Here is a 20,648-nt window from a genome sequence, read left to right on the forward strand (position 1 = left end):
TCAGCGGCTTGCCCGTAGTATGCGGACCGGGCGCAGTGCCTGGAATGGTTCGTCTTCGACTTCCGCGGTTCTCTCGAGGTATCCAGCGATGAGGTCCGTGGCGGAGTGGTCTTCGACGTCGGTGAAGCCGAGCGCGCGCAACTGTGTGGCGATGTCGTCGGGGGTGAAGTAGCTGAACCAGGGTTCGCCGACAGCTTCCGCTCGATTCGCGCGCGCCTGCAGCTGCGCACGTTCCTCGTCGGTGTCTGCTGGCTGTAGGTAGTCGAAGATCACCTCGACCGGCTCGGATTGACGAGCGATGTATTCGAGGGTGGTGTGAGCGGCGTCCTGGGTCAGGTAGAAGACGACACCGAGCCACACGAATACGGCCGGATCGGTCCGGCTGAATCCGGCGGACTCCAATCCTGTTGCCAGTGTGCCGGTTTCGAAGTCGACCGGCACGAAAGTCAACCGCTCAGGCTGGTCGATACCGGAGGCGGCGAGGCGTTGGCGTTTCCACGCTTGGGTAGCGGGATGGTCGACCTCGAATACACGTAGGTTCGGATGCGGGTTGCGGTAGGCGAAGGTGTCCAGGCCCGCGCCGAGGATCGCGACCTGCCGCGCGCCGGCAGCGACAGCGGCGGCCACACGATCCTCGGCGAAGCGGGCACGAGCAGCGAAGAACAGGCGGCGCGGCCGATCACTGACACCCAGTCGCAGGATTCCCGCGTCGACATCGCTACCGGGACGAGCCTCCGCGGGTCGGCCGAATTCGGTCAGGTCATCCGCAGTGACACCCAGCAGACGTGCCGACAGCGGATCGGTAAGAATCCTTGGCCGGTCAGCGATTTGGTGATAGGCGCGGGCGTAGGCGGTGACGAGCGCTGTCCGGCTGGGTCCCTGGTTGTCCATGATCAAGAACCTACTCACGAACACGACGCGAGCACCGTGAACTCAGCCACACCAGCTACCTCGGATAACGGCTCCAGGCTGCGTCGTGGGTTGCGGGAAGGTGAGGCAGGCCATGGCCTCGAGTAGGTGTTCGGCGACCGCCGCAAGCGCAGGCCAACCTGAAACGTTGGAATTGCGGTCAACGGCGGGTTCGGGCGAAGCGGCCGGGGGTGGTTCCGGTCCAGCGGGTGAAGGCGTGGGTGAAGCTGGAGGCGTCGGCATAGCCGAGACGTTGGGCGACATCTTCGACGGTGGTGCCGATGGTGAGCAGTTCCTCGGCCAATAATTGGCGGGTTTCGGTGGCGAGTTCGCGGAAGGAGGTGTCCTCGGCGTCGAGGCGGCGACGCAGGGTGCGCACGCTCAGGCGCAATGCGGTGGCGATCTCGTCCTGGCTCGCGGTGACACCGTGAGTGAGCAGGGCCGCGCGGACCCGGGCGGCTATACCCTGCCGATCGCGGCGGCGCTGCATGATCTCGCTGGCTTGCTGCTCGGCGAGTAGGGCGGCATGCGGATTCGCCTGCGGCATAGGCAGATCCAGGATCTCGTCGGTCATTGCGATGCGGGTCACCGGTGCGTCGAACACCGGCTCGATGCCGATCAGTTCGGTGAACATATCGGCGTATTGTGGTGCGGGACAGGACAGTTCGACGATATCCGGCGACACCGGCGCGCCGAACACCTCTCGGTCCACGGTGATCAACTCGGCGATATCGCGTTCGAGCAGGAATGTGCGCAGATCGTCGGGGACGCCGGAGTAGTCGATGATCGCCGCCGCGCCGCCACCGTTGTGCTCATCGAAACGCCACCGCCCGAAGGAGTAGGCGATGTCCATGTAATCGACTCCAGCTCGCCACGCATGCCGCACGGTCGGGCTGCTGATCACGGCGAAGGCCCAAATGCCATGGGAGGAAAGGTGATAGCGCTGGCCAGCGTGCAATCCGAGACCTGGCACCGAGTCCAGCGCGGTGACCAGGTTGCGCACCACGTGCAGCTCCTGGCGCGCGCGGATTTCCGCACGCGGGTCCTCGAGTTCGGCGGGAGTGATTCCGGAGCCGCGCAGGCACTGGGCGAGTGTCATGCCGTGTTCGATGCCGAGGTCGACCAGGATCGCCGCGCTCGTTGTGGAGCGCGGCAGGTTCATCCGATCGATCATCTGTCGATCGTCCAACGAAGTGGCCGAAATAATCAAGTTTTGGCCCAGATGCGCATGGTTCCGTCAACGTCGGCTCCCTAGCCTGGTGACACACGACACAGGCAAGGACTCGATGATGAGTAGCAAACTCCAGGGCACACGGGTCGCGATCACCGGCGGCGCGCGGGGGATCGGCCGGGCGACCGCGGCGGCGTTTCTGACGGCAGGGGCAAGCGTCGCGATCGGCGACGTCGACTCCGACGAGGTGGCGAAAACCGCTGCGGCGCTGTCGGAATCGACGGGGGGCCAGGTCTTCGGACTGACACTGGACGTAACCGATGCGCAGTCGTTCGATGCATTCCTCGACCTCGCCGACGCGCAGCTGGGCGGTCTCGACGCGCTGGTCAACAATGCGGGCATCATGCCGACGGGCCGATTCCTGGAAGAGCCGATGGAACTGGCCGACCGGACCATCGATATCAATCTGCGCGGGATGCTGATCGGCACGAAACTGGCCGGACAGCGGTTCACCACGCGACGACGTGGCCACATCGTCAACGTCGCCTCGGTGCTCGGGCTGGTCGGCACACCTGGCGTGGCGACCTACTGCGCATCGAAATTCGCCGTGGTAGGACTCGGCGCGGCGCTGCACCAGGAGCTGGCTCCGGATGGGGTGGCCGTGTCCACCATCTGCCCGGCCTTCGTCAACACTCAACTGATCGCTGGCCTGACGCCGAACTGGTTGGCACGGCGCATCGGATTTGTGGAGCCCGCCGATGTGGCCCGCGCGGTGGTGGCCGCGGTGGCGAGCGGGCGCGGCGGACGACAAGTGGTGCCGGCACTCACCGGTATGACGGCGCGGATCCTGAGCCCGCTGCCGGAGGGCCTAGCCAATCGCATCGGTCGCTTACTCGGCACGCACGACACGATCGGCAAGGCCGACACCGCCGAGCGGGCGGCCTACCTGGATCGCGTAGCGGGGCCGCGGGTCTGAATGCCGTCGACCTATCGAGGAGAGAACCGACAATGACTTTGTCTGCCGCCGCGATCCTGAATCGCCTCGAAATCGCCGCCGATGATGTGCAGGCCGTTGCCCGGCTGCACCGCAGCGGCGTCATCGACCTGACCCGTCCCGACCGGGTGTTGCGGACCACCAGGAACAACAAGACCTACGGGCCGCAGGCCACGCTGATCATGAAGGCCGCACGTGAGCATCCCGATGCCGCGGCGGTGGCCGACGAACGCGGCGTACTCACCTACCGTGAGCTCGACGAACAGTCGAATGCACTGGCGAACGCACTGCTGGCACAGGGGCTGCGTCCCGGCTCGGTGGTGGCCGTGCTGGCCCGCGATCATCGCGGATTGATCCTGGCCATCAGTGCCGCGGGGCGCGCCGGATTCCGGCTGGACATGATGAATACCGGCTTCGCCGAACCGCAGTTCGCTGAGGTGTGCAAGCGCGAGAACGTGCGCGCGATCTTGCACGACAGCGAATTCAACGCACTGCTCGACGCCGTGCCACCCGAACTGCCGCGCGTCTTGACTTGGCTGGACGACGGCCACGGCGTCCCGGCCGGCGCACGCACGCTCGACGAGCTGATCATCGGCGGCGATACCAGTCTGCCCCCGTCGCCCGCGCGGCCCGGCGGGTTCATCATTCTCACCTCCGGTACCACCGGTCTGCCCAAGGGAGCCCCGCGCACCAAGCTGACGCCGCTGGTGAGCGCGCTGTTCGTCGACCGCATCCCCTTCCCGCGCCGCAGTGCGGTGGTAATCGTTTCTCCGCTGTTCCATGCCACTGGATTCGGAATGTGGAGCGTCGCGACGGCTTTGGTCAACAAGACGGTGATGCAGCGCCGCTTCGACGCCGAGTCCACGCTGCGGTTGCTGGCCGAGCATCGTGCCGAGATGTTGGTCGCGGTGCCGACCATGTTGCATCGCATGGTGTCGCTGCCGCCGGAAGTCCTCGGCCGCTACGACCTTTCGGCGCTCCGGCTAATAGTTGTCGCCGGTTCTGCACTGTCTCCGGAGCTGGCGGGCCGGGTGCAGGACACCTTCGGCGAGGTACTCTACAACCTGTACGGCTCGACCGAAGTCGCGATCGCCTCGGTCGCCCAGCCGCACGAATTGCGCAATGCCCCCGGCACGGTCGGTCGACCGCCGGTTACCACCCGCATCGCGCTGTTCGACGACGATGGCCGCCGCATCGAAGGCCTGAATGTGCGGGGCCGGGTGTTCGTACGCTCGGGTGCGCCGTTCGAGGGATACACCGACGGCCGCCACAAACAGATCATCGACGGCTACATGTCTACCGGTGATTTGGGCCACTTCGATTCCGACGGACTGCTTTTCATCGACGGCCGCGACGACGACATGATCGTCTCCGGCGGCGAGAACGTCTACCCGCTGGAAGTGGAGAATCTGCTCGCCGAACTACCCGGCGTGGACGATGTCGCCGTGATCGGTGTCGACGATCCGGAATTCGGAAAACGGTTGCGCGCCATCATCGTCGCGGCCATCGGAGCCGAACTGGATGCGCAGACGGTGAAAGACCACGTCAAGGCGAACTTGGCCCGCTACAAGGTGCCGCGCGATGTGGTCTTCATCGACGAACTACCGCGCAACGCCACCGGCAAGGTACTGCGCCGCAAACTGGAGGAACTGGACTTCGCATGAGCAGCAACGAGAACACGACCGTATCGGTCGCCATCATCGGCGCGGGATTCGGCGGTCTGGCGGCCGCGATCGAACTGGAACGGCACAATATTGGCGATTACACCGTCTTCGAGAAGGGCGACGGGGTCGGCGGGGTGTGGCGGGCCAATCACTACCCGGGTGCGGCCTGCGACGTGCCATCGCCGACCTACTCCTACTCGTTCGAACTGGAGACCGAGTGGTCTCAGCGTTTCGGCACCCAGGCAGAGATCCGCGCCTACCTGGAGCGCACTGCGGTCAAATATGGTGTGGCGCCGAAGGTTCGGACCAATACCGAGGTCATCGCGGCGACCTTCGACGAGGACAGCGGACGCTGGCAGGTGGAGCTGGCCGATGGTGAGAAGCAGTGGTTCGACGGGCTGATCTGTGCTACTGGGCAGCTGTCCCGGCCAAAAGTCCCGGTGCTCGCGGGGCTGGACACCTTCGCGGGCAAGCACTTCCACTCCGCCGAATGGGACGACTCGGTGAATCTCACCGGCAAGCGAGTCGCGATCGTCGGCAGCGGGGCCAGTGCGGTGCAGATCGTTCCCGCCATTGCCGACCGAGTGCGCGAACTGCATGTGATCCAGCGCTCCCCGAACTGGGTCGGCAACAAGTGGAACCACAAGACCAACCCGCGCAGCCGTCGACTCCTGCGCATCGTCCCCGGCTTGGCCCGCGCCCAGCACAATCTGGAATGGCTGTGGTACGAGTCGCGAGTTCCCATCATCTTCAATGGATTCGATCCACTTCGGGTCGGTATACACGCCTGGCTGCGCTGGAAGATCCGTCGCGAGATCAGTGATCCCGAGCTGCGTCGCAAGGTCACCCCGGATTACAAGGCCGGATGTAATCGGCTGCTGCTGTCCAATGACTGGTATCCCGCACTGGACCGCGAGCATGTCAGCGTGCACACCGAAGGCATTGCCCGCGTACAGGAGTCGGGCCTGGTGCTCGATGATGGCACCGAGGTCGACGCGGATGTGATCGTCTGGTGCACCGGATTCACGGCTACCGAATACCTCGCCCCGATCGACATCACCGGCCGCGACGGACGTAAACTGCACACCGAGTGGAAAACGGGACCCGAGGCCTATCTCGGCATCACGGTCTCGGGTTACCCGAATCTGTTCATGATCTACGGCCCCAACACCGGCTCGCTCACCAACACCATTATCTTCCTGCTCGAGAAACAGGCTCGCTATGCGCGCCTGGCCCTCGAACACAGCGGGCGTACCGGTGCCTGGCTCGATGTTCGCGGCGAAGTCCAGGACGCCTACAACCGCGACCTGCAAAACCGCCTTGCCGGAACGGTTTTCACAAGTGGTTGTCCCGGCTGGTACCACACCGAGACCGGCAAGGTCGTCGCCGTCTGGCCCGGCTCCCACATCGCCTACGCTCGAGCCACCGCCCGCGTAGACTTCGCCGCCTACGAAACCGGTTCCCGCGCAAAGTAATCGGCTCACCAGTAAGTCATCGGGAGACGCTCTCCTTCGTGGCGGGCGTGTGCACGCCAGCGGGCTGCGGGTCGGCGTAGAGCAGCTCGACTGGACGCGAAAGCCTTTCGGAATTCGGGCACAAGCGCCGCCATCATTTGGTCTCCGGCCGTTCAGAGGTCGAGTACGAGTTCGTCACCAGCGGCGCGCGATACGCAGGCCAGCATGTGGTCGGCACGTTCGGATTCGGTGAGCAGCCGGTCGCGGTGATCGACGGATCCGGACACGACACCGACCTTGCAGGTGCCACAGAAGCCCTGTTGGCAGGAGTAGGCGATATCGGGGAGCCGACGGCGCAGCGCGGTCAGTGCGGTCTCGTCCGCGGCTACGCGAACGCAGCCGCCGGTGCGTGCGAGGGTGATATCGAATGCGCGGCCATCGACGACCGGTAGCGCCGAAAAGCGCTCGGTGTGCAGCGACCCGGTCGGATTCAGCTCGAACATGCAACGCTGTGCCGCGGCAAGCATCGGCGGTGGTCCGCAGACGTACACTGCCGCACCGGGTTTCGCTCGAGCGATGAGTTCGGCGATATCGGGGACACCGAATTCATCGTCGGGACGGATATCCGCGCCGGGCAACTCGTGCAGGAACGGCATGGTGTCGCGCGACCGGCCGACATACACCAGCCGACCATTGGAGCCCGCTGCCCGCACCATGGGCAGGATCGGTGTGATGCCGATGCCACCGGCCAGGAAAAGATACGACGGGGCATCCACGAAGGTGAATGCGTTGCGGGGGCCGCGAATTCGCAGCCGGTCGTCGGTGCGCAGCGTCGTGTGCACCTCCCGGGAGCCCCCGCCGCCGTCCGGGATGAGTCGCACCGCGATCCGGTAGCGGAACCGATCCGACGGATCCCCGCACAGCGAGTACTGCCGCTGCCGCCCTGAGGGCAGAAACACATCCACATGGGAGCCCGGCCGCCACGTCGGCAGCGACCCGCCCCTCGTCGCGCGTAGCGTCAGACTCACCACATCAGCGGTCTGGCGTTCGATACTCTCGACGCGCACATCCAGCTCGAAGCCACTGCGACGCACCGGATTCGGGCGCGAAAGCAGCGGCGCGGCGCCGCCTTTCACGAAGACACTCTTGTAAGCGTCCATGATCGCGCCGAGTGCTCGCAGACTCACCGGGGTGGGCTCGGTCGGCTTGCCCATCAATGACCTGCCCGTGCGGCGGGCGAGTGCCCGAGATACCGCAGCGCTTTGTCCATCGGACCCAGCTGTGAGGGATGGAAACCCGGTCGCAGATAGCGCGGGATCTCGGTCAGGAACACCGTCCAACTGGGAATCACGCCGCGCCGGGTCGCACTGGCGAACTGCCGCAACCAGAATTTGCCCTTATCGGCCTCCGGATCCTTCCGGTACATGTACGCCGTCGAAACGATGAACAGCGGCAGCAGGGTCAGGCTGGCCAGGATCGCGGTCCGTGCTCTGCGTGCGTAACTGCCGTCGACATACATGTAGGCGTCGTAGACCACGCTGCGGTGCTCGACTTCCTCCGCACCGTGCCAGCGGACCAGGTCCAGCATGGCCGGATGCATGCCCTTTTCCTCGAGGATGTCCGCGTTGAGCAGCCACTCGCCGAGCACGGCCGTGTAGTGCTCCATCCCGGCGAACAGGCCGAGGCGTTCTCTGAGCCACTGGTCCTCGGCTCGTCCGGTCAGGCCGTGATCACCGAGAATGCGGTCGACCAGCCATGCCACCTTGCGAACAAAGGAGTCTACGTCCAGGCCGATGGACTGCAGGTGCTCGCGTGCGGCCTCATGGCTGTTGGCGTGCATGGTCTCCTGTCCGACGAACCCGATCACCTCCTCCCGCAAACGTTCGTCCTGGATATGCGGCAGGGCCTCGGCTAAGGCCTGCGCCATGGCCCGCTCACCCTCGGGAAGCACCAGATGCATGACGTTGACGATGTGCGTGGCCAGCACCTCGCCGGGGATGTAGTGCATGGGCACGGAATCGAACTCGAAATGGACATCGCGAGCGTTGATCGCATGCACGTCGTCGCCGTAGGTGCGCTTCGTCGCGCCAGCCGTGTCAGCCATACGGCGACCGTACAGTGCAACAAATTGCATTGCAATGTTGCTCGCAACATTCTCGTCGAAATTGTTGCACAGCGGGCGCACTCTGCTAGCGTCGAACGAGTGAAGACGGCGTCGAAAGCACCCCTGAGCCGCGATGATGCGGCCGATCTCGAGACGCGGATCCTCGACGCCGCCCTCGTGCAGTTCTCGAAGGTCGGCGTGAAGAAGTCGACGATCGAGGATGTCGCCCGGCAGGCCGGGGTGGACCGAGTCACGGTCTACCGGCGGGTGGGCTCACGCGATGATCTCGTGCAAGCCGTAATCAGCCGTGAGGTCGCGACGCTGCTGGCGGAACTTGCCGCGATGCCCGAACATCACGACAACATCGAAGGTCTCGTCGCCGACGTATTCGTCACGGTCGTGATACGCTGGCGCACCCATGCCATGGTCGAACGAATGCTGGCGATCGAACCCGAGCGAGTGATCATGAAACTCACCGTCGACGGCGGCACTACCTTCACCATGTGTGTTGCCGCAACCGCCAGCACACTCGAACGCGCGGTACAGCGCGGACTGCTCGCCGACGCCGACGACCTGATGACCCGCGCCGAAATCGCCTGCCGCATAGTCCATTCGCTCGTACTCGCCCCCCACGGCACAGCCCCGCTGCACTCCGACGACGAGCTCACCGCATTCGCTCACAGGTATTTGGTGCCGGTTGTGACCGGTGCCCGCGGTTAGTGCTGCAACGACACTCGCTGGTCAGTCGAGTGGGTGGCCGCGGTCCATGCCAGGTCGACCAGCCGGGATCCTTTGAGCCCGTAGCAGATGTAGTAGGCGATCTCGGTGGGTCGCTGATCGAGCGTGACAACGACCTCCGGCGATCCGTGGGGCAGCTCATCGGCGACATTCTGGGCCGGTTCGGCCGGCCCCTGATAGTCCAACCTCAGCGCACCGGATTCGATCCGGATGCGTCGCGGCCTCCGCATGTCCACCCAAGTGGCGGGTGTCGTCCTGTCGTGGCGGTTCGACGCGTACCAGCCGTAGCGGTACAAGGTGACTGTGAGGTTCATCTGCTGAGAGGAAGCAGCGTTCTGGGCACTCGCCACCGTCGAGGTCCTGAGGGTCCCGTTGCGAGGAGTTGCTCGGGCTGTCCCACCACAGCAGCACCGAATACCGGCTGCCCAGTACGGCCGAGTTGGTGCCGCTGCGGCCGATCAGGTTCTGCGCGAGATGACCATGATGTATTCGCAGGGAGCGTTGGTTCGGTTGGCGAAGCCGTGGTCCGCGTCGGCCTGGAAGAACAGGGAGTCGCCTGTGCGCAGGGTCTCGCTGATCCCGCCGATCGCGACGGTGAGGGTGCCTTCGAGCACCACGAGTTGTTTCTCCGTACCCGGCGGATACGCGGGCAGCAGCCCGGTAGAGACCTGTGCGGGGAGGTAGTGGACGACCATCTCGGCTCCTCCCGCGCCCGGGGCCGCTGACACCATGTGCCGCTCGAAGCCGGTTTCCGGATCACGGAAAACTGGGCGATCGTTCTTGCGCATGACAACGGCCACCCCAGACGCGGCAGCAGCTGCCCCACCGATCAGGTCCGAGAGCGACGTGTCGAGTGCGTGGGCGATCCTGGAAGCGACGCCGATCGTCGGGCTCTTCTCACCGCGTTCGACCTTGGACAGCATCGCCCGGCTGACCGACGACTGTGTGGACAGCTGCTCCAGCGTCAGGCCCGCCTCCTCGCGGCGTCGCCGCACGTTGCCGCCGAACGCGCCGGCCAGGTCGTCACCGTGTTGTGGTTCGCCCGCGCTTCCGTCTTGCTCGACCACCCTGCTCCTCGATCGATGGGTACCTCGCTGCGCACAGTGTATATTTCTCCTAAAGAAGAACCCCTCTTCTATCGAAGACGGGATATGTGCCCAACATGACGGAGGTTCCATGCGTTTGATCTCGAGTGGCCAGCACCATGCCACGTTCGAATTCGGTCATCTGCGGGTGATCTCCTTGCGAGACGGGTACATCGACATGCCTCCGACACGGCTCCGCGACGAGGATGGGCGCACGCTCGAGGAGCTGCCAGCCGCCGTGCCGCTGGCCGGCGACAATTTGCGGCTGTCGGTCAATGCCTTCTTCATCACCGACGGCACGCGGTCGCTTCTCATCGACACCGGCGCGTCCAACGTATGGCACGACCCCACCATGGGATTGATCTACGACGCCCTCGACGAAGCGGGAATCGACCCCGCGCATGTCACCGATGTGGCCATCACCCACAAGCACGAAGACCACGTGAGCGGCCTGATCGCGCCGGACGGTTCAGAGGCGTTCATCAAACTCGAGCGCGTATGGATCGGTGCGGGCGACACCTCGGTGTTCACGGGGCGGCTCGAGCCGATCCGCGACCGGGTCATACCCGTGTCGGAGCAGGTCGCGATCAACGACTGGACCACCGCGATCCCGACACCGGGCCACACACCCGGTCACACCGTCTACGACGTCAGGAGCGGCACCGGCCACCTACTGGTCTGGGGCGACACCGTTCACGTTCCCACGCTCCAATTCGATCAGCCGAACGTGTCCTGGGAGCTCGACGGCAACCAGTCCCAGGCCTGCGCCGCGCGAGCGGCCCTCCTCGAACAACTGACCCAACCACACCACTTCGTAGCCGGCGCCCACCTCGACTCACCCGGCATCGCCCGCGTAACCCCCTCCGGCGACGGCTATGCGCTGGAATACCTCGCTCCACCAATCGGCTGATCGAGCCTGTCGGCTCCGGGCCGCGCTCGCGATGGCGGCTAGGGGGCAAGCTCGTCCGGAACGTGGTCGAGCCGGTTAGGTGCTTCCCGGCGTGGATTACAGTCCGCACGGTCGGCTGTGCCGCAATGGTTCTCGCTCAGCCGACTCGCCGGGGATATCGGTTCGGTAACGCCAGCAGGCTGCGCTCCTCTGGGGCGGGCCGGAATTTCGCTTTCCGGACAAGGTATTTCTCTAGTTCAGGGCCAAATCTGCCGCGAAGGTAACGATTCGGTCTCGCGCGAACGCGCGACGCCGGCTGAGTAGTCGGTCCTTTTCGGAGTTCAATAACTGCCCCACAACGGCCAGCGAATAGTTAGCCTTCATAAACGTCGGGGAGCGGCAATCGCGCCGCATGACAGGACGGATCGGTCGCCGATCATGGCGATCACCCGTCTCGCGCCATAATCCATACCGAATCGCTACCTTGGCCGATCCGAGTGTCGGCCCGGAGAACGCTATGGCTGACTCAGCGTCAATACCCAACCCCTTCAACACCGGCGGGCCCACCGCCTCCCAGCCGAACTCGCGCTCCGCCACGGATTCGGGGCGGCCCGCCCGTGCACTCCTCGATGAGCAGCTCGCGCCACTGAGGATTCCCGCACTTGTGCTGGGTGCATTGCTGATCTGCCTCGGTCTGGTGGCGCTGCTGCCTTTGCGGGGTTGGCTGCACGACTACGGCGCCGAACTCGTCATTGCCGCCTATCTGCAATACATGGCGATCGCGACAACCCTCGAGGTGTGGGGTCTGCGCAGGCCCACGAAAGGCCGCCGCCGCAGGTGATGACGAGGTAGCCGGTGCATGTGGCGGTTCATCTTTCCTGGATCGTCATGCCCTCCTGCGCGACAGTCGTGTCGCGAATGTGCCAGGCATGGTTGCTGCCGCCCCGGGTAACCGTCCGCACAGCCAACAGTAGGAGGTCTCGCTATGACAACTTCGCTCACTCGCATCGCCGCATCTGTGGCTATAGCCGGGACAGCGGTGGTTGCGGCGGCAGGGCAGGCAGCGGCCGAGCCCACCAATGTATCGATCAACGGCAATATGCAGGTGTTGGGCATGAGCGTCCTGCACGTGGAGGCGCAGGGACAGGGGGATGGTCCCGCGACCGGCACCTATGCCGCCACCGGCCGATTCGGGAATATGCAGCTGCCGATCAAGGTCACCGGTCCTGTCACGTGTCTCCGGGTCAACGGCAACACCGTGTCGCTGGTTTATCCGATCACTACGGCCGAACCGGTGATGGTTTTCGCACCCGATGCGATGGCGATCCAGATCACCGTCACCAAGGGGCGCGACGGTGCGCCCAACATGATCGGCTACGGCGTCCCCATGCCGACGAGCTCCTTCCGAGACTGCAACCCGGGCCCGACCCCCATGGTGTTCGACGGGACGATCGATATCAGCTAGCCGGAGTCGTCCTCTGAGTGAGGGATGGTGCGATCAGGGGCACAAAGGGTGCGTACAGTCAGATCCATGCCCGAACAAGCGCATCCCACACCAGTGGTGCGTGTCGGAGCGGCCGCGGGGTCCAAGAGGACTACCGCGGCCGTCGGGGGATCCGATGCCGACCTGCTCTCGCTCGCGTCACAACTGTGTTTTGCCCTATACTCCACATCCCGATCGATGACCGCGGCGTACCGGCCGTTTCTCGAGGGGATGGGGGTGACCTATCCGCAGTATCTGGCACTTCTGGTGTTGTGGGAGCGGCCCACGATGACCATGAAGGAACTCGGCGAACAGCTGCAACTGGACTACGGCACAGTTTCGCCGCTCGTCCAGCGGCTGCAGGCGCATGGCCTGGTCGACAGCGTTCGCAGCACCAATGATCGCCGCGCCGTCGAGTTGCGCGCCACCGAAGCAGGACGTGCACTGCAACCACAGGCCCGGGAGATGATCGAGGCCGTCATGGCCGAGGTCGGATATCCGATCGAGCATCTCATCCAACTGCGCGACCAGGTCAACGCGCTCGGCGCCCGGCTCGAGGCCGCAACAGCCCAGCGTTCCGGCGGGTAGTCACCGTCGCACGAAAGCGGCGTGCCGAGTCGTGTGCCTCAGGCGTCGAGCACTCGGGCCTGCCGATCGACGACCGGCGGTTCGGTGGACCAGGGGAAGTTGATCCAGCGGTCGGTGCGCCGCCAGACATACTCGCAGTCGACCTCCGAATGCGGCTTCTGGTACACGACCGCGCAGCGCACCTCGGCGACTACATGCACTGGCGCCTCTCGGGGCAAGCGGGTGCGCAACTTTGCGTGCCAGCGGGTGGGGTTGTCCGGTCAGCGCGACCAGGGCCTCGGCGATCTCCACGATTCCGGCACGGGTGTAGATCGGGGTCGCGCTGGCGTTTGCCGACGGAGCGTGGCCGGCGTAGGCGCGCGCGACGGCTTCACCGAACTGCCGTTCCACATAGGTGAGGGTCGTGTGCCGGATCCAGTGTGGCGTTACCTGCAGACGCGCAGCCCATGGGAGGTGCTTCCGGATCCGCGCGGTCAGATGGTCGTAGCGTCGGGTGGTGATGGGGCGACCATCGCGGTATCGGAGTACCTGGCTGGTGGCTTCCTCGCCTCCACGTGTGCTCGCGTGCTCGAGTAACTTACCGATCAGAAGCGGGGAAATCGGTTGCCAGCGAATGGTTTCCCCTTTCTCGCGAAGCCTGAGCAGGCAACTGTCTGGATCCAAGTCGCTGACCTGGAGACCGAGAACGCCGGCTCGTCGGCAGGCTGTCTCGATATGTATGCGGACGATCAGAGCGTCCAGCTCGGTGTCGTTTCCCGTCGAGGAAGCGATCTCTCCGATCGCGATGATCTGATCTCGGGTGAGGGCGTGGCGTGGACTGTCGAGGCGTCGGGGCTTCGCGATTTTCTGAGCCGGATTGTTGGCGGGACTGATCAGACCATCGAGTTCGGCATGACGGTAGATGCACCGTAACGTGGACACCATGTTTGCCGCTGCGCCGCGCCCACCGCGGGAATTGGCGCGCGCGACGCGCGGCTGCGATGCCGCTGTATCAGGTCGGTTGCCTCGGTGGCGGTGGGTTCGTCGAGTGTTCTATCGCCCCAAGCATTTTCGATGATTCGCCAGTAGGAGCTGTAGTTCCTCGTCGTGGTCCTGGGTAAGGCTGTCCGCAGCTTGGCGATGTACTCGGAAAAAGTCGGTGCCGTCTCCGGCGCAGCGATCCTGTCAGTAAGGTCCGCGATGTTTATGCCGAGGCGTGAGGCGATCAATTGCAGTGCGGAGTTCAGGTCGTCGGTCATGATTGCTACTGCCAGGAGTCGGAGAGGTAGTTCCATAAAGCCGTGGCAACGACGGCGATCGGTAACACAACCAAGATGTCCCGCGTGAGGTCGGCCGCGATCAGGGCCCGGTCACCGGGATTCAGATTGCAGCGGTGACGGTTCGCGGACGGGATCCGTAGATATCCAGCACGCCCGACAGCCCACCGGCTCTGACGAGCACACCGGGCAACGACAATGCGGTGGTCCCGTCGAACGAGACAAATTGCCCTGGAGCCCATCTGAGAGCCTTGAGTGACGATCGGTCCGACAGGCGACCGTGGTCATTGATCGTCGTGGATGCACAGTGCAGTGCGCCGATTGGGTTGTCGATAACACCCGGAAACGCGAAAGGAACGTCGAGCGACTCGGTCAGTCGACTCGAAGCTCGGTACAACTCGTTGAACTGCAGGCTGGCTGCGTTACCCGCAGTCGATCCAGACGGCGATTGTGCGTCTCGACTGTCAGGGTACGGAAGGTTAAAGCCGTTCGCTGCCGAGGCGGAGTTGTGTTGGTCGTGACGAATTGATGGCATCGGGCACTGCTTTCTGCCCAGCCTGCTGATTCTCCCTCATCCATAAAAGCTGATCTTCGACGAACGCGCCACCCCTGGAGCAGGCGTGCACACCATCGAGGTTCGATTCCTCCAGCCCAGTCTGTCTATGAGACACACTGTTTGCCGATTACGTGATGCCGTGCTGTCGCGCATGTGGCGACGATCGAATCGGATGGTCACCCGCACGTCACCCCGACCTGGCTTCGGCTAGGACAAATCTGAGGTGGGGGTTCATGTCGGGAGGAGGATCGGACCCATATCCCCAACCTGGCGCACGCCACTGAACTGCATCTTTCCTAAATTTGGCGTGTCTGTGTCTAGGACAAGGGGAGTGCACCGAACTGTAGCGAATTGACAAGCTGGCGTACAGAATCTGCGGTGAAGTTGTCGGAGACCTGGGTTGGGCTGCCGGGCGGGGTCGGCGATGACGTGAACGTAGGGAATGTCTTCCTGATGCGCTTGTGGGGCTTGGTATCCCATCGCACATCACCGGTCAACAACTCGCGGGCATACGCGGCGGCCAACGGGGTTTACTGACTCCCCGGCATCCCGGTCACCACCACGACCGGGCCCCGATGCACCAGCTTGCATAACCGCGTCAACGGCGCCCGAGTAATGAACTCGACCGGTGGCTACAGAACCATCCCCACCACCCTCCCGACCCACACCTGGAACCGGCCCAGGAACCGAAGTTGTGCCGATTGCGAGTTGTGGGCGATCACCCCGGCGGAGACTGATACGACGCCAAGGTGTGCGTGCGGGTGGAAGCCGAGGATGAACATCTTGCTCGGACTGTCCTTGACCTGAGGTTCTACGGTCGTTGCACCTGCACGTCCACATGCCCGGTCCTGTTGACCGTACCGTTCGATTCGCGAGGCCCAGGGGTAGAGGTAGTGTGTCATAGCCGCAGGTCACCGTGTGTTTTCGCGGATCTGCGGCTTTTTCGTCCACGGGTTTAGTTGACGTGGGGCGCTGTCGGGGGTGCGGCGGTGTTGACGGGAACGAATCGATCCTGTGGGGGAGCGGTCCCCTTTCGGTTTGCGTGTGGTTTTCCCTTGCGTGGCAGTGGTTTTGGTGAGCGCTATGAGCGTGGACGGATCGAGGGGCGAAGGAGGACTGGGGATGTGGGGAGAAGGGGTTCGGAAGCACTCCCGACCCCGTATGCGCGAGCGAAGCAGGTCTTCGTCGTACAGCGGCAGACGTACTCCGCCTGGTGAAACGGCTGGCCAGCGTACGGAGTCTCGACTCCATTCTGTTGGCGGTCGTCGTTCTGATCGCCTATCGCTCCTACGGGCCGCATCTTGAATGTCCGAATCGCGTTCTGTACAAGTGTGTTGGGGTGCCGGATGCCTGCACACTGCCCACCGCTGAGCAACCGATCCGGGTCGCGGAGTTCGACAGGTTCTTCGCCGAGTCGGTGAGCCGCCGGCCGGACCGGACGCGGCTGGATCTGCTGGTGGCCGTCGACGCCGAACCGGCCGGTGGTGATCTGGCCGTCCGGGAAACGGGCTGCTGTTCATTTTCACCTTCGCCTTCGACACCACCGATGCGGGGCCAGTGATGCGTGTCGAGGTCCCCGGCACCTACGTGGCCGACATCGTGGCACGGCTATTCGTCATTCCCGGTAGAGATCTGAACGCGGTGCGCGCAACCGCCCGGCGGGACATCGCGGCTTACCTGAACGTGCCGGTATACGCGGATTCCACCGGCTAGCTGGGCCGGGGCGAACAATTGGAGCCGATGTAGCGGGCATGGCGGGCCGGTGATCGCGCGGGCCGCGCTGGCCGCAATACCCGACGAGCTCATAGACGAACTATTCTTTTACGGTACTCCTACTCAAATCCATACTCCCATAAGGGATTACGTCGAAGCTATCGTTACCACACCGGTCCGCGCGATCATGCCGGTCGCCAGAGAAATGCCTCCCTCATCCATTGCGGAAATAGGACGTGCGTACATCGGCGATCGCTGATTGGCCGCCAGCAGATCCGATTACTGGCAGCGATAGTCCCGCCTCGGCCCTACCACCGATGCTGCAGGGATACGCTATTAACGAAGAGTTAACGCGCGTTGCCCAGTGCAAGGGACGTGCCGGCGGATGGTACACAGCCGATGGCCGAGGATGATCCTTTTCGGACAGTCCGTGACGGCTTCGAGCTGGTCACGGAGGAGTTGAGCGCGGCCGGGTTCGCCGACGCAGAGGAGATCGGGCGGGGTGGTTTCGGTGTGGTATTTCGGTGCACGCAGGCGGAGCTGGACCGAACGGTGGCGGTGAAGATCCTGACCGCCGAGCTGGATACCCAGAATCGGGCGCGCTTTTTCCGGGAGCAGCAAGCGATGGGACGGCTGACCGGCCATCCGAATATCGTCACCATGCTGCACGCGGGTACCACCGTGCAGGGGCGCCCGTTTCTGGTTATGCCATACCACCCGTTGGGTTCTCTGGATACACAAATCCGAGAGCACGGTCCGTTGTGGCTCGAGGCCGTGTTGTGGATCGGGGTGAAGATCGCCGGGGCGCTCGAGAGCGCGCATCGATTGGGCATTGTGCATCGCGATGTGAAGCCGGGAAATGTTCTGCTGACCGACTACGGCGAACCGGCGTTGACCGATTTCGGTATCGCGAGGATCTCCGGGGGGTTTCAGACAGAATCGGGGATCTTGACCGGGTCGCCGGCATTCACCGCTCCTGAGGTGCTCGAGGGGGAGGCTCCCACACCAGCCACTGATGTCTATGGGTTGGGCGCCACCATGTTTTGTGCCCTGACCGGGCATGCGGCCTTCGAGCGGCGCAGCGGGGAGAACGTGGTGACCCAGTTCCTGCGGGTCTCCACGCAGCCGGTGCCGGACCTGCGTGAGAGCGGTATGGCCGAGGACGTGTCCGCTGTGGTGGCGACGGCGATGAACCGGGATCCGAAGCAAAGGCCGTCAGCGGCGGCGCTCGGGGAGGCCATCCGTCAGGTACAGCGCCGCCACGGCTTCGCGGTCGAGGAGATGGCGCTGCAGGCCGAACCGAGCCTGCAGCATCGAGGTCGGAAGTCGCCGCCGCAGGGATGGTGCCCGCCTGCGGTACCGCCGTTGGATCGCCGCGTCGCTGGTATTTTGCCGCTCGAGTTGACTAGTTTTGTCGACCGCCGCACCGAGGTGGCGGAGGTGAAAAACTTACTGGCCTCGGTCCGGTTGGTGACGTTGACAGGGATCGGCGGGATCGGCAAGACACGGCTGGCGCTGCGGGCCGCTTCTACGGTGCGCCGGGAGTTCGCCGATGGGGTGTGGCTGGTGGAATTGGCCGACGTGTCCGACCCTGCGCTGCTGGTCGTGGTGGTGGCAGGCGCCTTGGGTTTGCGCGATGAGTCGGCGCGGCCGCTGCGGGAGGTGGTGGTCGAGTTTTTGTCCGGCCGGGAGTCGCTGCTGGTGCTGGACAATTGCGAGCAAGTGGCGGCGGCGGTGGCCGAGCTGGTCGAGACGTGGCTACAATCCTGTCCGAATTTGCAGATTCTGGCAACGAGCCGCGAACCGCTGGACATTGCCGGAGAGGTGGTGTTGCGGGTGTCGCCGCTACCGGTGCCGGACCCGGGTGGGGAGGTGTCGGGGCGGGGAGTTGCCCGCTATGAAGCGGTGACTCTGTTCTCCGACCGCGCGACCGCGGTGGTGCCGGGGTTCGAGCTCACGGAGGACAACAAGGCCACCGTGGCTCGGATTTGCGCCCGGCTGGACGGTCTGCCGTTGGCGATCGAGCTCGCGGCGGCCCGGGTGCGCACGATGTCGCCCGAGCAGATCCTGCAGCGCCTCGATGACCGGTACACGCTGCTCACCCGCGCCAGCCGTACCGCGCCGACGCGGCAGCAGACCCTGCGCTGGTGTGTGGACTGGAGCTATGCCTTGTGCACCCCGTCCGAGCAGCGGCTGTGGTCTCGGTTGTCGGTGTTCGCCGGCGGTTTCGAACTCGACGCCGCCGAAGATGTCTGTGGTGCCGATCTGGCGGCGGACAGTCCCCTGGATGTGTTGTCCTCGCTGGTGGACAAGTCGATCCTGATCCGGGTCGAGGACAAGGGGGTGGTGCGGTTTCGGATGCTGGAGACGTTGCGGGACTATGGTCGGCAGAAGCTGCAGGAGGTCGGCGAATACGCTGATATGTGTGGCCGGCATCGTGACTGGTACCAACGGTTGGCGCTGGACGCGGAGTCGGGCTGGATCAGTGACCGGCAGCCCTACTGGCTGGCCAGGCTCGAGCGTGAGCAACCGAATCTGCGCGAAGCGCTCGAATACTGCCTGGCCGAGGACAGTGAGCAGGCGGCCGAAGCCGGGTTGCGGATCACCAGCGCGCTCTTTATGTTCTGGAGTTTCCGCGGCAAATACGGCGAGGCTCGATCCTGGATCGAGCGGGTGCTCACCCATCCCGCCCGACAGTCCATACCCGACCGTGTCAAAGTGCTGTACGTCGGTTGTGCCCTGGCTGCGATGCACGGCGACTTGGAGGCGGCCGCCACCTTGCTCGAGCAGGGGCGGGTGCTCGCTGAACAGGCTCCAACCCCGATGACCCAGGCGCTGATCACCTATGGCGACGGCGTCCTGGAGTTCTATCGCGGTGAGCTTGCCGCGGCTTCCGCCTCGTTCGAACGAGCCGCCGAGACCTTCCGCTCCGTTCGGAGTGGATACCTCTACATTGCTGTTCTGACCGGGCTCGGTTGGGTTCATGAAATGGCCGGCGACCCAAAACGGTCGGTGGAGTATCACCGGCAAGTGCTCTCGATTACCGAGGCGTGCGGCGAATCGCTGTTCCGGGCCTCCGCGCTACGCGACATAGGTATTGCCGCCTGGCTGCAAGGTGACTGGTCCAGGGCGATCGAGCTGGTCGAAAATTCCTTGCGAATCAACCGTCGGATGGGCAGCCCCGTCAACGCGGCGTTGAGTCTCGACCCGCTGGCCTGGATGGCTGTCGACGGCGGTGACACTGAGCGTGCGGCAGTGCTGCTGGGGGCTGTGCAGGAACTGTGGCGGTCGGTGGGGAACCCTGCGAGCATTGTCCCGATGCCGCAGTATCACGACGAATGTGTGCGACGAGCGCGCTCCGCCCTCGGGTCACGTGGATACGATTCGGCCATTCGGCGCGGCCAAGCGATGGGCATGGACGAAGCCGTGTCTTATGCCCTCGGTGAGCAGTTCATCGACACGCCGCATAGGTCGGGTCCATGGGTACCTCTGACCCGGCGCGAGCGGCAGGTCGCAGATCTCATCGCCGAAGGGCTCACCAACAAGCAGATCGCCGCCAAACTGGTAATCTCACAACGCACCGCGCAGGGCCATGTGGAACATATCCTCACCAAACTCGGATTCACCTCCCGCACCCAGATCGCAGCCTGGATCGCAGAGGGCACCGAGCGACGGATTCCACGACCGTCCTGATCATTCGGGGAGTTGGCCGCGATCCTCACCCCAGGAACCAGCGTGTAATTGTCGCGAGTCAATGTCGGGCTGGGGGAATCCCGCTGCAACCCCGGTCGCGGTGTGGTGCCCGAACTCGGAACTGTTGGGGCCGAGCTCGAGGTATCCGAGCGCAATGAGCGAATCGAATCCGTCGCCCAGCGTGCCGGTATACCCCGTCGCGACCGGACCGATCTGTTGGCCCGGCGTCGTGACTTTCCGGCCTTCGGTCACGTAGTCGTCGGGCATCGGTCTACTACTCCGTTGGATATGCGCCGAGATCGCCGGGCCCAGTGGATGAATTCTTGTGTCGGACAGGAGGTTTGCGGATGG

Annotated in this window: 20 protein-coding genes and 2 pseudogenes; 12 read left to right on the plus strand and 10 right to left on the minus strand. The window is 64.3% G+C overall.

What is annotated here, in order from left to right:
• Positions 1–891 (minus strand): class I SAM-dependent methyltransferase, encoded by an 891-nt coding sequence (locus tag ACIBG0_RS36035; protein ID WP_397039050.1) that lies wholly within the window; start codon positions 889–891, stop codon positions 1–3.
• A 178-nt stretch (positions 892–1,069) separates the two neighbouring features.
• Complete coding sequence (locus ACIBG0_RS36040) at positions 1,070–2,083, minus strand: AraC family transcriptional regulator (protein ID WP_397038960.1); 1,014 nt, start codon at positions 2,081–2,083, stop codon at positions 1,070–1,072.
• Positions 2,084–2,198: 115 nt separating this feature from the next.
• Here ACIBG0_RS36040 and ACIBG0_RS36045 point away from each other — a divergent pair, with 115 nt between their 5' ends.
• From ACIBG0_RS36045 to ACIBG0_RS36055, 3 genes are read left to right on the plus strand one after another with little or no spacing between them, the layout of a single operon-like run.
• Entirely contained in the window at positions 2,199–3,056 is an 858-nt protein-coding gene (locus ACIBG0_RS36045) for an SDR family NAD(P)-dependent oxidoreductase (protein ID WP_397038961.1), read from the plus strand.
• A 32-nt stretch (positions 3,057–3,088) separates the two neighbouring features.
• A complete protein-coding gene (locus ACIBG0_RS36050) occupies positions 3,089–4,738 on the plus strand; it encodes an acyl-CoA synthetase (RefSeq protein ID WP_397038963.1) in 1,650 nt (549 codons plus the stop codon).
• Positions 4,735–6,213 carry a flavin-containing monooxygenase gene (locus ACIBG0_RS36055; RefSeq protein WP_397038965.1) on the plus strand — a complete coding sequence of 493 codons (1,479 nt, stop codon included), beginning with the start codon at positions 4,735–4,737 and terminating at the stop codon, positions 6,211–6,213. The genes ACIBG0_RS36050 and ACIBG0_RS36055 overlap by 4 nt, the downstream gene beginning before the upstream one ends.
• 152 nt (positions 6,214–6,365) lie before the next feature.
• Here the strand turns inward: ACIBG0_RS36055 and ACIBG0_RS36060 are convergent, their stop codons facing one another.
• Positions 6,366–7,406 (minus strand): PDR/VanB family oxidoreductase, encoded by a 1,041-nt coding sequence (locus ACIBG0_RS36060; RefSeq protein ID WP_397038967.1) that lies wholly within the window; start codon positions 7,404–7,406, stop codon positions 6,366–6,368.
• Positions 7,406–8,296, minus strand: coding sequence for a metal-dependent hydrolase (locus tag ACIBG0_RS36065; protein WP_397038969.1), 891 nt, complete (start codon positions 8,294–8,296; stop codon positions 7,406–7,408). The genes ACIBG0_RS36060 and ACIBG0_RS36065 overlap by 1 nt, the downstream gene beginning before the upstream one ends.
• A gap of 99 nt (positions 8,297–8,395) precedes the next feature.
• Here ACIBG0_RS36065 and ACIBG0_RS36070 point away from each other — a divergent pair, with 99 nt between their 5' ends.
• On the plus strand, positions 8,396–9,016 hold the full coding sequence (locus ACIBG0_RS36070) for a TetR/AcrR family transcriptional regulator (protein ID WP_397038971.1): 621 nt from the start codon (positions 8,396–8,398) through the stop codon (positions 9,014–9,016).
• Here the strand turns inward: ACIBG0_RS36070 and ACIBG0_RS36075 are convergent.
• Together ACIBG0_RS36075 and ACIBG0_RS36080 are read right to left on the minus strand one after the other, a co-directional pair.
• Complete coding sequence (locus tag ACIBG0_RS36075; RefSeq protein ID WP_397038972.1) at positions 9,013–9,348, minus strand: hypothetical protein; 336 nt, start codon at positions 9,346–9,348, stop codon at positions 9,013–9,015. The genes ACIBG0_RS36070 and ACIBG0_RS36075 overlap by 4 nt on opposite strands.
• Positions 9,349–9,492: 144 nt before the next feature.
• Entirely contained in the window at positions 9,493–10,101 is a 609-nt protein-coding gene (locus ACIBG0_RS36080; protein ID WP_397038974.1) for a helix-turn-helix domain-containing protein, read from the minus strand.
• 256 nt (positions 10,102–10,357) lie between these two features.
• Here ACIBG0_RS36080 and ACIBG0_RS36085 point away from each other — a divergent pair, with 256 nt between their 5' ends.
• From ACIBG0_RS36085 to ACIBG0_RS36100, 4 genes are all read left to right on the plus strand, one after another.
• Complete coding sequence (locus tag ACIBG0_RS36085; protein WP_397038975.1) at positions 10,358–11,029, plus strand: MBL fold metallo-hydrolase; 672 nt, start codon at positions 10,358–10,360, stop codon at positions 11,027–11,029.
• A 496-nt stretch (positions 11,030–11,525) separates the two neighbouring features.
• Positions 11,526–11,849, plus strand: coding sequence for a hypothetical protein (locus ACIBG0_RS36090; RefSeq protein ID WP_397038976.1), 324 nt, complete (start codon positions 11,526–11,528; stop codon positions 11,847–11,849).
• 144 nt (positions 11,850–11,993) lie between these two features.
• Positions 11,994–12,473, plus strand: coding sequence for a hypothetical protein (locus tag ACIBG0_RS36095; protein ID WP_397038978.1), 480 nt, complete (start codon positions 11,994–11,996; stop codon positions 12,471–12,473).
• Positions 12,474–12,689: 216 nt separating this feature from the next.
• The gene (locus ACIBG0_RS36100) at positions 12,690–13,079 is read left to right on the plus strand and encodes a MarR family winged helix-turn-helix transcriptional regulator (RefSeq protein ID WP_397038980.1); all 390 of its coding nucleotides are present in this window, start codon (positions 12,690–12,692) and stop codon (positions 13,077–13,079) included.
• A gap of 38 nt (positions 13,080–13,117) precedes the next feature.
• Here the strand turns inward: ACIBG0_RS36100 and ACIBG0_RS36105 are convergent.
• The 3 genes and pseudogenes from ACIBG0_RS36105 to ACIBG0_RS36115 all read right to left on the minus strand — a co-directional run.
• A pseudogene (locus ACIBG0_RS36105) lies at positions 13,118–13,273 on the minus strand (phosphoribosyltransferase); the annotation flags it as partial.
• A 166-nt stretch (positions 13,274–13,439) separates the two neighbouring features.
• Positions 13,440–14,003, minus strand: a pseudogene (locus ACIBG0_RS36110) (tyrosine-type recombinase/integrase); the annotation flags it as partial.
• A complete protein-coding gene (locus tag ACIBG0_RS36115) occupies positions 13,952–14,317 on the minus strand; it encodes a hypothetical protein (RefSeq protein ID WP_397038981.1) in 366 nt (121 codons plus the stop codon). The gene ACIBG0_RS36115 and the pseudogene ACIBG0_RS36110, both read right to left, overlap by 52 nt.
• Before the next feature lie 952 nt (positions 14,318–15,269).
• Here ACIBG0_RS36115 and ACIBG0_RS36120 point away from each other — a divergent pair.
• From ACIBG0_RS36120 to ACIBG0_RS36135, 4 genes are all read left to right on the plus strand, one after another.
• Complete coding sequence (locus ACIBG0_RS36120; RefSeq protein ID WP_397038982.1) at positions 15,270–15,428, plus strand: hypothetical protein; 159 nt, start codon at positions 15,270–15,272, stop codon at positions 15,426–15,428.
• Positions 15,429–16,104: 676 nt separating this feature from the next.
• Entirely contained in the window at positions 16,105–16,452 is a 348-nt protein-coding gene (locus tag ACIBG0_RS36125) for a hypothetical protein (RefSeq protein ID WP_397038984.1), read from the plus strand.
• Positions 16,452–16,604 (plus strand): hypothetical protein, encoded by a 153-nt coding sequence (locus ACIBG0_RS36130; protein WP_397038986.1) that lies wholly within the window; start codon positions 16,452–16,454, stop codon positions 16,602–16,604. The genes ACIBG0_RS36125 and ACIBG0_RS36130 overlap by 1 nt, the downstream gene beginning before the upstream one ends.
• Positions 16,605–17,003: 399 nt before the next feature.
• On the plus strand, positions 17,004–20,297 hold the full coding sequence (locus ACIBG0_RS36135) for a protein kinase (RefSeq protein WP_397038987.1): 3,294 nt from the start codon (positions 17,004–17,006) through the stop codon (positions 20,295–20,297).
• On the opposite strand, the gene ACIBG0_RS36140 is transcribed toward ACIBG0_RS36135, so the two are convergent.
• The gene (locus ACIBG0_RS36140; protein ID WP_397038989.1) at positions 20,298–20,564 is read right to left on the minus strand and encodes a hypothetical protein; all 267 of its coding nucleotides are present in this window, start codon (positions 20,562–20,564) and stop codon (positions 20,298–20,300) included.
• Positions 20,565–20,648 lie beyond the last annotated feature (84 nt).

This window comes from Nocardia sp. NPDC050630 (assembly GCF_044457245.1).
Taxonomy (GTDB): Bacteria; Actinomycetota; Actinomycetes; order Mycobacteriales; family Mycobacteriaceae; genus Nocardia.